The 13334-nt window shown below is 33.8% G+C and carries 10 protein-coding genes and 1 pseudogene; 10 read left to right on the plus strand and 1 reads right to left on the minus strand.

The genetic code is table 11. The annotated features are described in order from the left end of the window. The first annotated feature begins 144 nt into the window (after positions 1-144). The gene (locus RCG18_RS14365; protein ID WP_308036735.1) at positions 145-1125 is read left to right on the plus strand and encodes an alpha/beta hydrolase; all 981 of its coding nucleotides are present in this window, start codon (positions 145-147) and stop codon (positions 1123-1125) included. 165 nt (positions 1126-1290) lie between these two features. Next, positions 1291-2418, plus strand: coding sequence for a HAMP domain-containing sensor histidine kinase (locus RCG18_RS14370; protein ID WP_308036736.1), 1128 nt, complete (start codon positions 1291-1293; stop codon positions 2416-2418). Between the two features lie 202 nt (positions 2419-2620). Here RCG18_RS14370 and cooS read toward each other — a convergent pair. Beyond that, positions 2621-4512: pseudogene (gene cooS, locus RCG18_RS14375) on the minus strand (anaerobic carbon-monoxide dehydrogenase catalytic subunit). A 519-nt stretch (positions 4513-5031) separates the two neighbouring features. Between cooS and RCG18_RS14380 the strand changes: the two are divergent. From RCG18_RS14380 to RCG18_RS14415, 8 genes are all read left to right on the plus strand, one after another. Next, positions 5032-6426 carry a peptidoglycan binding domain-containing protein gene (locus RCG18_RS14380; RefSeq protein WP_308036737.1) on the plus strand — a complete coding sequence of 465 codons (1395 nt, stop codon included), beginning with the start codon at positions 5032-5034 and terminating at the stop codon, positions 6424-6426. Between the two features lie 187 nt (positions 6427-6613). Next, entirely contained in the window at positions 6614-7537 is a 924-nt protein-coding gene (locus RCG18_RS14385; protein WP_308036738.1) for a GyrI-like domain-containing protein, read from the plus strand. 213 nt (positions 7538-7750) lie between these two features. After that, a complete protein-coding gene (locus RCG18_RS14390) occupies positions 7751-10036 on the plus strand; it encodes an excinuclease ABC subunit UvrA (RefSeq protein ID WP_308036739.1) in 2286 nt (761 codons plus the stop codon). 60 nt (positions 10037-10096) lie between these two features. Next, on the plus strand, positions 10097-11059 hold the full coding sequence (locus RCG18_RS14395) for a serine hydrolase (RefSeq protein WP_308036740.1): 963 nt from the start codon (positions 10097-10099) through the stop codon (positions 11057-11059). Between the two features lie 212 nt (positions 11060-11271). Continuing rightward, entirely contained in the window at positions 11272-12162 is an 891-nt protein-coding gene (locus RCG18_RS14400; protein ID WP_308036741.1) for a LysR family transcriptional regulator, read from the plus strand. A 2-nt stretch (positions 12163-12164) separates the two neighbouring features. Beyond that, a complete protein-coding gene (locus RCG18_RS14405; RefSeq protein ID WP_308036742.1) occupies positions 12165-12332 on the plus strand; it encodes a hypothetical protein in 168 nt (55 codons plus the stop codon). Continuing rightward, complete coding sequence (locus tag RCG18_RS14410; protein WP_308036743.1) at positions 12313-12555, plus strand: cupin domain-containing protein; 243 nt, start codon at positions 12313-12315, stop codon at positions 12553-12555. Before RCG18_RS14405 ends, RCG18_RS14410 begins: the two co-directional genes overlap by 20 nt. Before the next feature lie 112 nt (positions 12556-12667). Next, positions 12668-13303: an MBL fold metallo-hydrolase gene (locus RCG18_RS14415; RefSeq protein ID WP_308036744.1), complete on the plus strand. Its 636-nt coding sequence runs from the start codon at positions 12668-12670 to the stop codon at positions 13301-13303. The last annotated feature ends 31 nt before the right edge of the window (positions 13304-13334 follow it).

Raw genomic sequence — 13334 nt, forward strand, 5'->3', positions numbered from 1 at the left:
GTTTTTTTAGTGCAGAATTTTGCATGAATAAAAAGTTAAAAGTAATAATTTAGCTACAATAAAAAGGAGGAAAAGAAAAAATTAAAAGTGTAAAAAATTAAAAAATAGCATGATTTTCAATAGAGGAGTTAAAGGAGAAACAAAATGAAAAAAATTTTATTAAAAATAAGTAAAATAATTATTTGTATTCTAGTGTTGATAGTATTAGCTATTCTTATAGGTTTTATATTGCAAAATACATATTATAAAAAGCAATTTAGTATGATAAAGCCTTATGGTGAAATGGTTCAGGTAGACAATAAGAAAATGCATGTTTACTCAATGGGAAACGGTAAGGAAACAATTGTCATCTTACCTGGTTGGAGTGATCCGTTACCGTCAGCAGATTTTGGCCCTCTCACGAGAAAATTAAGTGGAAAATATAGAGTTGTAACAGTAGATTACTTTGGAGTTGGATTTAGCGATAAAACAGATAAACCACGTACTTGCGAAAATTATATGAACGAAATTAGAACTGCACTTAATGAGGCAGGAATTAAACCACCTTACATATTAATGCCACACTCAATATCCGGAATTTACAGTGAATATTATGCAACAAAACATCCTGAAGAGGTTAAGGGGTTAATTTTACTAGATTCAACTATAACAGAACTTAATGAGCAAACATCTGAAGATGAAAAAGAACCTTACAAGTTTGCACAATTCGTGCAAAATATTGGATTACAGAGCTTAGAGTTTAGCTTTACTTCACAAGAAGCTTTAGAAGAAAAAGAAGGTTTTGAAATAAGTCTGAAAAATGGATATACAAAAAAAGAAATAGACGATTATAAAAAATATAAATCTTACTGTATAAATGATACAATTATTAGACAAGCTGAAGGAGCAACGGATTGTATACGCGAAGTGAAGGATTTACCAGTTCCTAATGATATACCTGTGCTGAAAATAATAGCCAAACAAACTCTTGATGGGAGTGATGACTTATCAAGGCAAAAGAAACATATAAATCGCTTAGGTAAAAATGCAAAATATGTTGTTCTAGATGGTAATCATTATATTTATTATAATCAACGAGAAGAAATTTCAAGACTTACAGATAATTTTGTTGACAACTTAAAATAGACATTGATGTAAGTATAATAACAAAGTGATAGAGTAAACTTCCAAATGTAAGCATTGGTATTTTTGTTTCGGAGTTATTGTATTATAATGGTCATATATCAAAATCTTCATTTAGGATAAGTTGATTATTTTTCATCTTTATGCAGGAGGGATAGGTGATAACATATGAAAACAGTTAAATTATCAAAAGTTTTTGCAAAAAAGTATAGTATATATTTAACTATTATTGTGTCACTACTCATTTGTTGTTTTATGTTTTTTGCTGAAATAACTACAAATATTAATATAGATAATAAAAAAGATGGGGAAAAAGTCATAAAATATAATTGGAATAGCATTGTATTTGAATTTAACAATTTGGACAGTCTTGCATTATTTATTGTGCTTTTAATTATTCTAATTGGCTTAAGTTGCTTGTTTACCTTTATTTATTCCAAGTATACAGCAAGAAAGTTGAATGAATCGCTCTCTTATTTGAAGATGATGACAGAAAAGATACGTAGAGAAGAGTATGATTTTTCTGAGTATCAGGAGAATATATCAGAATTTGCTGAAGTGAAAGAGTCATTTTTTATTATGGCAAAAAAAATTAATGAGGAAATTGAAAAAACACGAAGAAGTGAAGAAATAAGGAAAAAGCTAATATTAGACATCTCACATGACCTGAAAAATCCATTGATGAGCATTGATGGTTACATTGAACTAATGCTTGAAAATACTAAGGCTGATAATCAGGAAAAGTATTTAAAAATAATTAGTGAGAATTCAAAGCGAGCCAATAATCTTGTAATGAATTTATTTGAACTTGCTAAACTAGAATCTGCAGAATATGCAATGGAATTTAAAATAGTCGATTTTGCTGAAATAGTAAAGAATGTATTGATTGAAAGGCTTAATGAATTAGAGTGTAATGGAATAGCTACAGACTTTTTTATACCGGATGAGGAAATTTTGATTATGGGAAGTGAGAAAGAATTAAGAAGGGCAATTTCTAACATTTTGGATAATGTTATTAAATATCATAAGGAAAAATCCGTATTTAAAGTTGCATGCAAACGACAGAAAAATGTTGTATGTCTTATGTTTTCTAATGCCAGCGCAGTAAAATTGGAAAATATAAAGAAACTAATGGAACCTTTTGTTCGTTTGCAGGGGTCTGATGAATTAAATGCAGAGGGGGCAGGGCTTGGTTTATCCATTGTACAAAAGATTATAGAAGCACATAATGGAAAGATTAATTGTTGGAGTGATGAAGAGAGAGAATTTAAGATATCTATTGAACTACCTTTGTAAAGAGTTCCTAAGAGGTTAATGTCCATATGAAATTGTGACGTAATCTTCTTATATGACGAAGCGAAAAGTTATTAACATAGTTACTAATAAGTTATCCACAATAAATATAAACAAGGGATATATATAATATATCCCTCTTCTTATTTTTTCGGTATTTTTACGAAATAGATATTGATAAATTAACTATGCCTGCTTTAAAATCTTAAATATTTATTTTTTTACGTTTTGCTTCTATTCTTTCAAGCATTTGTTCAGCTGCTTTTCGTGGGTCAGTTTCTACATAGAACTTAGCGCCGTAGTCTTCTTCCATTTTATTTAATAGGTAATCTACAACAAATGGGGAACCAGTTACAGGAGGAACAACTCCGAGCCAAGCATCTATACCGCTTCCTACTACGTAAGTTCCTATAGCTACAGCTTTTTCTGACATCCACTCTGGAGCAGCACCAACTACTGGTAAGTCACTGATATCTACGCCTAAATGATTTGCCAGCTCTCCAGCAAGTTGTAAGTTACGGCTGATATCAACACAGGAACCTTGATGAAGAATTGGTGGAATACCTAACAAACTACATACAGTCTTGAGTCCAGGACCAGCTAGTTCCTTTGCTTCTGGTAATAACAAACCAGCTTTAGCTGCTGCATGAGCTGCACAACCAGTAACAATTATTATTACATCGTGAGCAATTAGATATTTCATCATTTCTATATGACATGTATCATGTGGAACTTTTGGATTATTACAACCAACAAAGGCAGCAGCACCTCTGAGGGTACCAGATAGTATAACATCTGCAAGAGGTTTAACTGTTTGCATAGGGTCTATATTTGAATTAACAACTTTGTCAAGGCCGTCTACTATAGCTTCTGTACTAAATCCAACCAGAGCTTCACATTTTTCATTAGGAATTAAAACATTATCTCTATTTCTATTTTTGTAATTTAGAACGGCTTCTCTTACTATTTCTTTTGCGGAATCATATGGCCTGTCTTCTTCAAACTCAATATATGTTGAATCTGTTATATGAGCTTTTGGTGAAGTTGTTATAAATTTAGTATGATAAGATTTTGAAAGTTTTGCAAGGGATGGCATTATGCATTGAACATCAACTATTAAAGCTTCAACTGCACCTGTTATTACGGCAAGCTCTTGTTGCATGAAGTTTCCTGCCATCTTAATACCATGTCTCATTGTTATTTCGTTTCCAGTACAACACATACCGCAAACATTTATTCCATCTGCTCCTTGAGCTTTCGCGAGAGCAATAAGTTCAGGGTCTTCAGACGCTGCAACAATTGATTCTGAAAGTGATGGTTCGTGACCATGTAATATAATATTAATTTGATTAGTTTCTAATACGCCTAAATTAGCTTCAGTTTGTACTGGTGATGGAGTTTTAAATAAAATATCACTAATTTCAGTTGCAATATAAGAACCACCCCATCCATCTGCAAGGGATGCTCTCATTGCTAGGTTAAAAAGATTTTTGCATCTCCTGAACATCCAATGTGAGTTGAGTGCATTACACTAACTATATCTTTGTCAATTGATCTTGGAGTTACACCAAGTTTGTCCCAAACTTCTCTTCTCTTTTTAGGTAAAGCTTTGGAGAAAATTAAGTTTCCATGAGGTTTACCAAACTCATTTAATGTAGCTGCAGCTATATCATGTGCCACATCATAAATATCTCTTCCTTCAGTTTCAATACTATATTTTTTAGCAACAGATTCAAGTTTCTTCTCATCTTTTATATTTATTTGTCCATCTCTTGATGCATTTTCTAGATAAAGACATAGTGATCTACCGTGATCAGAGTGAGCGGCTGAACCAGCTGCACACATTCTTGCGAAATTTCTTGCAACTATAACATCTGCTGTAGCTCCACAAATGCCTCTTTCTACTCCTTTTCCAGGAACTGGGCTTACCCTGCAAGGGCCCATAGCACAGTTTCTACAGCATACGCCTGCTGAACCAAAACCGCATGGTGTCTTCATAGCATCTTTTCTATCCCAGGCAGTTTCTACACCATCTCTTTTTGCTTTTTCAAGAAGTTGATCCTGAGCTGCTTGTATTAATAATCCTCTGTCTTCCATTAATAAAACACCCTCCTTGTTTTATAATCTGCAATGGTTTACAACATTGATTATAATTTTTCTATCTATGCTAGACTTAACCTTAGCTTAAAATTGTTTGCCTACTAAAGTTAAAAAATTAACATAATAGGGGTAAAGACAACAACTCTTTAACCAAGGATAAAATAAATTATAAATTAGGGTTTTAGGTTTTAGGGTCAAATAATGAACTTTTTTCAAAATTCACTTATGTTCTTTCGATATTGTAGTAAGAAGGTCATATCAAAAATTGATTTTATTTTACCTATGATTATAAGAATGCTGGAGTTCCCCCTAATACATTACAATTAAATTATACGATAGATATTTTAATTTGATAAACAACTTAAATTTAGGCTCATACAACTAAAAGTTATTATGAGAATCAAGTATATATAGATATATTCTAATTACAAAAAAAATTTAAAAGAATTGTCTTAAGAATCAACATTACCACATAGAATGAAATGTATGATTTATTTATAGCGATATATGAAGGGGATGGACATCACGGAAAAAGAAAAAAATAAACGCAGTAAAGTTATAATAGGAATTATAATTTCTATTTGTGCTGTACTTATTGTATATTTTAGTATGGCAGCATATTTCATGAATCATTTTTATTTTGGTTCTGAAATTAACTGTGTTAATGTTTCAGGTAAAACTGTAGAGGAAGTAAAAGCACAAATGGCAGCTGAGCTGCAGGACTATACTTTGAACCTAAAAGAGCGGGGTGGCAAAAGCGAACAAATTAGAGGCAATGATATTGGGATAAAGTATAATTCAGGAGGAGAGTACAAGAATTTTAAAGATAGGCAGAATCCTTTTAATTGGGTGTCAGCAGCTTTTAATTCAAAAGATTCTAAGATGACAGATGAACTTTCATATGATACAAAACTATTAAAAGAAAGAGTGGATAAACTTTCTTGTTTTCAGACTAACAATATAGTAGAACCTAAAAATCCTAGTTTTAAATATACAGATAAAGGCTATATAATTGCAAAGGAAGTAAGTGGAAACAAGGTTAATAAAGATATTTTATATGATCATGTGGCCAAGGCAATACTTAAAGAGGAAACTACATTAGAACTGGAATCAATTAATTGCTATGCCAAGCCAAAATATACTTCGGAATCCCCAAAAGTTATCGAGACTAAAAATATTCTTAACAAATATATATCTTCAAAGATTACCTATGCTTTTGCAGATCGCAAAGAAACTATAGATAATTCTATAATAAATAAATGGCTTAAGGTTAATGAAAATCTTGAAATTACCTTCGATGATAAAGAAATGGAAAATTATATGAATGCATTTTTCGATACCTACAATACTGTTGGCAAAAGGAGAAATTTTGTTACATCTTCAAGAGGTACAATAAGTATTGGCAGTGGTGATTATGGATGGTTAATCAATGCTGATAAAGAAATTAAAGATTTAGGTGAATCCATTAAAAAAGGAGAAACAATAACAAAAGAACCGACATACATCCAAAAGGCCGTATCTCGTGGTAATAATGATATTGGAAACACCTATGTGGAAATAGACATGACAAATCAACATTTATGGTTTTATAAAAATGGCTCACTAATAGTACAAGGAGATGTTGTTACAGGTAATGTAAGCAGCAATCATTCAACACCTAAAGGTATTTATAGTTTAAAATATAAACAAAGGAATACGGTATTAAGAGGCCCGGGGTACAATTCTCCGGTTGATTTTTGGATGCCTTTTAATGGAGGAATCGGAATTCATGATGCAAGCTGGAGAGGTGAATTTGGAGGTAATATTTACAGAACAAGTGGGTCTCATGGTTGTATAAATTCACCATACTATTTAGCAAAAGCCATATTTAATAATATTGAAGAGGGAACTCCAGTTGTTTGTTATTATTAGATTCAAATTTAAGGATATGGAAGATTAGATAAGAAAAATTTACAGAGAACATATATGGATTTGTGTAAATCAAACCTGTGTATGTTCTCTACTTTTTTAGAATTATGCAATACAATTTTAGTATATGATACAATGAAATACACAATAAGATTTTATTTTGTAATTTACAAAATAAGGAGGAAATTTCATGACAAATTCTCAAAGTAAAAAGGAGTATTTACGTCGTATTTATAAAGTACAAGATTATATAGAAACTCATTTGTATGATTCACTTACTCTTGAAGAACTTGCAGCTGTTGCAGGTTTTTCAAAGTTTCATTTTCACAGAATTTTTAAGGGAATAGTGCAAGAACCTTTATTACAATACGTAAATCGTTTGAAGCTGGAGAGAGCGATTTTCTTACTTATTCATCGTCCAGATCTGACAGTTACTGATATTGCTTATCACTTTGGTTTTGCTGATTCAGCAGTTTTCTCTCGAACATTTAAAAATCATTATAAAGTAAGTCCAACATATTATAGAAATCAATATAGCAAGAATCGCAAAGACCCTTATAAAATTTCTCAATATAATGGAGATGTATCTAAAATTGAAGGCAAGAGTAAGGGCACGTTGGTTCAAGGAAATGTTGAAATATTAATGGTTGATGACATAAAGGTTGCTTATCTTAGACACATTGGTACGTATAAAGATTTAGCAATTACTTTTACAGAACTTTTGGAGAAGTTGTTTAAATATGCAAAAGATCAAAATTTTACCACATTCGAAAAAACAAAAATATTAACCGTTTATCACGATAATCCTGAATTTGCAAAAGAAGACCAATTACGTACTAGTCTTTGTATGACAATTCCAAATAAGGTTGTTGTGGAGGAAAACAGTGATATTGGTAGTATGATGATACCTTCCGGGAAATATGCTGTAGGTCATTTTGATATTTTTCAAAACGAATATAGTGAAGCTTGGGATTTTATGTACGGCGAATGGTTGTCAAACAGTGGTTATAAGCCGAGTGGTTCCTTTGTTTTTGAAGTCTACAATAATGACCCAAATACTCATCCTCAAAATAAGCATTTGGTTGATATCTACTTACCTATCGAACCTCTGTAATAACCTAATCAAACTTACCTCTACTATTGCTTTCAAAAGATTAAAGTACCCAAATTTTATAGTTCGATACAGATAATAAAATGAGGTGAATTTATGAAAGAAATAAAAATCCAAGGAGCACGAGTTCATAATCTGAAAAATATAGATATATCTATCCCAAAGAATAAGCTTGTAGTTGCAACAGGTGTCAGTGGATCAGGTAAATCCAGTCTTGTGTTCGACATCATATTCGAAGAAGGACGTAAACAATACCTGCAATCCTTAGGTATACTTTCTGGCATTGACAATGAAAATAAATTCGATAACATTCAAGGGTTAGGCCCTGCCATAGCGGTTAAGCAAAATATTATCCGCCAAAGTAATCCTCGTTCAACGGTTGGTTCAAAAACCAGTATTATTAATATGCTTGCATTACTCTATGCAGGCGAAGGGCAAATAATCTGTTCCTCCTGCGGCACACCGGTGGATGATAATCTTACCTGTAAAACTTGCGGAAATGTAGAAGAACGTTTGGAACCAAGTTGTTTTTCATATAACTCTTCAAGTGGAATGTGCATGAAGTGCTCTGGACGTGGAGCATATTTTAAAATTAATATAGAAAAACTGATTCCGGACAATCATACAACTCTAGAACAGGTTTTTAATATGGTGAAAGTTACTCCCGGTTACATGAAACTATTACAGAAAAAATTTAAAGAGTACTTTTCAATGCCATTTTCGCAATTACCGGAAGAAGTGAAAAACGAAGTAGTCTATGGTCATTATGAAAATGGAAAACGAAGCTATTCTTTGACTAGAATCTTTCAAGGCCGTTACGAGAAGGGCGAAGATTTAAATGGTATTTACACTATAACTACTTGCTCTGATTGCCATGGATTCCGGGTTGGAGAAGAAGCACGCAGAGTACTTTTAAATGGTAAGCATATTGGTGAGCTTGGGAAAATGACTATTTCAGAAACCCATGAGTTCCTTGAAGTTTTATTAGAACAAGCTATACTAACGCAATTTGGGAAAAACTTGCTTAAAGATATACTAGTTAAGACGAAGCATTTAATAAGATCCCGCTTAGGTCATCTAACCTTATACAGGGAAATGTCAACTTTGAGCGGCGGAGAAATCCAAAGGCTTTTTCTAAATGCCCATCTAGATTCGAAGATGGACTCGTTAATCTACGTGCTTGATGAACCAACAGCAGGATTACATGAATCTGAAAAGGTTGATATTTTAAAATCTATCAATGAATTAAAAGAATTAGGTAACACAGTTATTGTGGTAGAGCATGACAAAAACACCATCAAGATGGCAGAACACGTTATTGATATTGGACCGAAAGCTGGTACCTGTGGTGGACAGATAATGTATCAGGGGAATTTAGAAGGCCTGCTTCAATCCAATGAATCAATAACCGGTAAGTATCTTTCAGGAAAGCTTACCATGCCTATCAGAACAACTCAGCAAAATATTAGATATGCTGAAGAAAGACCAAGTATTACTATTCGTAATGCAAATACAAATAACCTTAAAGATGTGACTGTAGCATTCCCCTTAGGAGCTATGATAGGAATAGCCGGCAAGTCAGGAAGCGGGAAAAGTTCGCTTATATCAAATACTCTCTTACCTCTTCTTAAAAGCTATTTTCATAATCAATGGGATAATGAAGAAAAGGAAGCAGATTGTGAAAATGAGTTTATAATTGAAGAAGCCGCTGCAGGAAGACTAGAAGGTATGGAGCAAATTTCTGGATACGCAGAAATATCACAAGTTCCTATTGGTAGAAATATGAACTCAAATCCTGCTTCTTATATAGGTATCTGGGATAAAATACGCCTGTTGTTTGCCTGTCAATTAGAAGCAATCGAACAAAAATTCACTGCCGGTCATTTTTCATTTAATTCAAAAGGAGCTTGCTCTAAATGTGGTGGAAGTGGTTATGAAAAAATTTGGTTAGCAAGTAATTTAAGCATAGACAAAACATGCAGTGAGTGTCATGGGAAAAGATTTAATGATGAGGCTCTCTCTATTAAATATAAGAATAAAAATATCCATGATATTCTTGAAATGAGTGTGTCTGAAGCTGTAGGTTTTTTCGAAGATAATATAAGTATAGTGTCAACCTTGAAAGTTCTAGAGCAAATTGGCATGGGTTATATAAAACTAGGTCAGCCTACCCCTACTTTAAGTGGTGGTGAATCTCAAAGGATTAAACTTGCCAAAGAGATTGGCAGAAGACGAAAAGGTAATATTCTTTATGTGCTGGATGAACCGACCACAGGTCTTAGTCCATATGATACTGCCAAACTTATTCAATTATTGGATGAACTTATAGCAAACGGAAATTCTGTCATTGTCGTTGAACATAATACAGAAGTTCTAAAGACCTGTGATTGGATTATTGAACTTGGTCCAGAGGGAGGCTCAGAAGGAGGCTATATCCTTGCGGAAGGTTCTACTCAAACACTAAAAGAAAGCTCAAAATCTATAACAGGGAGGTATCTATAAATGGAAAGAAACTACTGGCCAACTTTAGAATGGCAATATGCAGACTTTTCAGCCGTAGGAATGGACCGGTCAAAGCTTTCAGAGCTTGAACCTATTATAATGTCGCAATATAAAAATATAAATGGGATGGTTGTTGTAAGGAAAGGAAACATCGTCTTTGAAAGATACTATAATGATTATGGCCCTAACGATACCTTCCATGTAGCATCTGTGACAAAAAGTATTATATCTGCTCTGATTGGCATTGCAATAGACAAAGGATATATCAAAAGTGTTGATCAGAAGGCGCTGGATTTCTTCCCTGAATATGTTTCTAATCCCGCAGATATACAGAAACGAGCAATAACCATACGTAATCTTCTCACAATGACTACGCCATATCCCTTTAAGAATTGGCAGGAACCGTTAGACAGACTGTGTAGACAACCAGACTGGGTAAAATATACCCTTGACCAATTAGGACAAAACGGAAAAATCGGCGTTTTTAAATATTCCTCAGCAGGAGCACATCTACTTTCAGCCATCATCACCCGTGCCACAGGGAAATACGCTCGTGAGTTTGCAAACGAGTACTTATTTCAACCCATTGGTATGAAAGAAATTCCGGATTATGATATGAAAGCCTTTGGATTTGAAGAGCTGTTCGGAAAAGATGTGAAAGGTTGGGTCAAAGATCCAAAGGGTAACTCCACAGGTGGATGGGGACTTACCCTAACCCCTAGAGATATGGCACGCTTTGGATTTCTATATTTGAATGATGGCCTTTGGAATGATAATCAGATAGTTTCCAAGTCATGGATTGATGAGTCCACAGCAATGAACTCCTATAAATATGGTTACCTATGGTGGTTACAGGAAGAAGAGGGAGTATTTCCATATTCAGCTATGGGTGATGGCGGTAATATTATTTGCTGCATACCAGAAAAAGATTTGGTAGTAGCAATCGCGTCTAAAATAATCACTAAACCTCGTGATAGATGGCAGCTTATTAAGAAGTATCTCCTTCCTTCTATAATAGATTAAGCATATATTATAAGCGATTCAAAAGACAACGTGCTAGAAAAATTAATTTAGTTACACTAGAATAGCCCTTAGCTGGTTTAACGCTAGGGGCTTCATCAAAAAATTAAGTTCGAGCTAGATATAAGATAGTAACTCATAGCGCTGGAAAAGAAAAATTGATATAATAAATCATAATAATATGAAAAATCTATGAGTGAAGAAGGGATAACAATATGGAATTTCGCCAACTTAACACATTCGTTACTGTAGCGGATCTAAATAGTTTTACTCGAGCGGCAGATATACTTGGATACACTCAACCAACTGTCACATCTCAGATACAGTTGTTAGAGAGTGAACTAGGAGTTCGTTTATTTGAGCGGATTAGGAAGAATATTTCCCTTACTCACGAGGGTGAAAAACTTCTTGTTTATGCAAGACAGATCGTTAATCTGTGTGAAAATGCAAAAAATACAGTGAAAGAGCATCCAGTTCCAAAAGGAATTGTGACTATAGGCGCATTGGAATCTTTATGCACAACACGGATACATAGCCTTCTCAAGGAGTTCTATTATAAGTTTCCTGGCATTGAAATTATATTAAAAACTGTCAAATCTACGGAGTATGAAGAACTTTTACTAGATAACCAGATTGATGTAGCCTTTTGCTTGGATCGTATGATAACAGTTTCCGATTTTATCGTTGACCTGGCTATACCTGAGCCTTTAGCGTTACTGGTAGAACCAAACCATCCTCTTGCAAAGCTCCCTGACGTATATCCTGAAAATATCGCTGACTATCTTCTTATTTTAGCGGAGAAAGACTGCAGCTATCGAAGAGCAATTATGAGCATACTTGGCGATTGTGGCTTGGCTCCCAATTCAATTATGGAAGTTGAAAGTATCCAAGCTATGAAACAGCTTGCAATCAACGGTTTAGGAATCATATTTCTGCCTAAAGTTACAGTTGCAGAAGAACTATCAAAAGGTCAGCTTGTTGAATTGAACTGGAGTGGTCCTTCTTTTGAATTCTTGACCCAAGTAATCTATCATGAGGACAAGTGGATGTCGCCTGCTTTACAGACTCTTTTAAATATGGCGAAGGAACTTCTTCCAATGCAATAATAATGCTAGCAGAATCAGAGATTATGGGAATCGTATTTAAAGGTCTGTCTGAGGAAAGAATAACTTTATGGAAAGAAGTAATAGAAGAAATAGCTGAAAATATAAATGCATATAACAAAGCTGGTGCAAATAATCAAAGGAGGAATATAAATGAATTTAGAAAATATTAAAGAATCAATTGTAACTAATGTATATCACATTCCTGCGGATAAGAAGGTAGCTTTGCACAAACATCCAAAACATGATGAAATTTTCTACTGCATCAAAGGTGAAGGTTTTGGTGTGTTGGAGGATAGAGAAGTGGAATTGACAATAGGTAAGGCTTTTATTGTTCCTGCGGGAGAAATGCATGCTTTACGCTCAGACAGCAATTTGTATGTTAGCTCTTTTTGATTCCTGTTGTTGAAGAATAAAACTATATGCGTTATCAATGCCTATATATTATCTGTATAAAATAATAATAAATTTTAAATTTATATTCTAATTAGCAGGAGGAGGTAAACAAATGTCAAGTATTTATGAAGATTTACATCAATTTAGTTCTTACGTACCACCTATAGATCTTACCTTTCATCAGTACCTTTTATTAGCTGATGAGTCTATATTGGTTCATACAGGCAGTGTACAGCAGGCGGAAGCTTTGGTTTCTCAGCTGAAAGATGTTCTTGCTGGTAGAACACTAAAATATATTTTTATTTCACACTTTGAATCAGATGAATGTGGAGGTCTGTCACTAATATTAAAGCATTTTCCTGAAGCCAAGCCAATCTGTTCGGAAGTTACAGCAAGACAGCTAAGTGGTTTTGGTATTACAAATGATATAATAATTAAAAGACCAGGAGAAAAACTGATTTCTAATGGCTATGAGCTTGAATTCATCAATTACCCATCTGAAATGCATCTTTGGGAAGGATTATTGCTCATGGAAAACAAGCGTAGAATATTCTTCAGCAGTGATTTAGTGTTCCGCTTTGGAAATGCACAGGGTACAGTAATAGAAGGTAATTGGCAAACAGAAATAGAGAATATTACACCGCAGCAAGTACCGGACCCTCAGCAAAGAGCGCAGCTTCAGCAGACTTTAGCGCAATTAAATCCTAAATTCGTGGCTACTGGCCATGGCTCATGTCTTAAATTTTAGCATATAATTTTAAAAACTACTGTGAGTTAGA

The organism is Clostridium sp. OS1-26 (genome assembly GCF_030915445.1).
GTDB lineage: Bacteria > Bacillota > Clostridia > Clostridiales > Clostridiaceae > Clostridium_AM.

Coding starts and splice junctions, on each gene's coding strand:
- RCG18_RS14365 (WP_308036735.1), top strand. CDS start 145: ATGAAAAAAATTTTATTAAAAATAAGTAAAATAATTATTTGTATTCTA.
- RCG18_RS14370 (WP_308036736.1), top strand. CDS start 1,291: ATGAAAACAGTTAAATTATCAAAAGTTTTTGCAAAAAAGTATAGTATA.
- RCG18_RS14380 (WP_308036737.1), top strand. CDS start 5,032: ATGGACATCACGGAAAAAGAAAAAAATAAACGCAGTAAAGTTATAATA.
- RCG18_RS14385 (WP_308036738.1), top strand. CDS start 6,614: ATGACAAATTCTCAAAGTAAAAAGGAGTATTTACGTCGTATTTATAAA.
- RCG18_RS14395 (WP_308036740.1), top strand. CDS start 10,097: ATGGACCGGTCAAAGCTTTCAGAGCTTGAACCTATTATAATGTCGCAA.
- RCG18_RS14400 (WP_308036741.1), top strand. CDS start 11,272: ATGGAATTTCGCCAACTTAACACATTCGTTACTGTAGCGGATCTAAAT.
- RCG18_RS14405 (WP_308036742.1), top strand. CDS start 12,165: ATGCTAGCAGAATCAGAGATTATGGGAATCGTATTTAAAGGTCTGTCT.
- RCG18_RS14410 (WP_308036743.1), top strand. CDS start 12,313: ATGAATTTAGAAAATATTAAAGAATCAATTGTAACTAATGTATATCAC.
- RCG18_RS14415 (WP_308036744.1), top strand. CDS start 12,668: ATGTCAAGTATTTATGAAGATTTACATCAATTTAGTTCTTACGTACCA.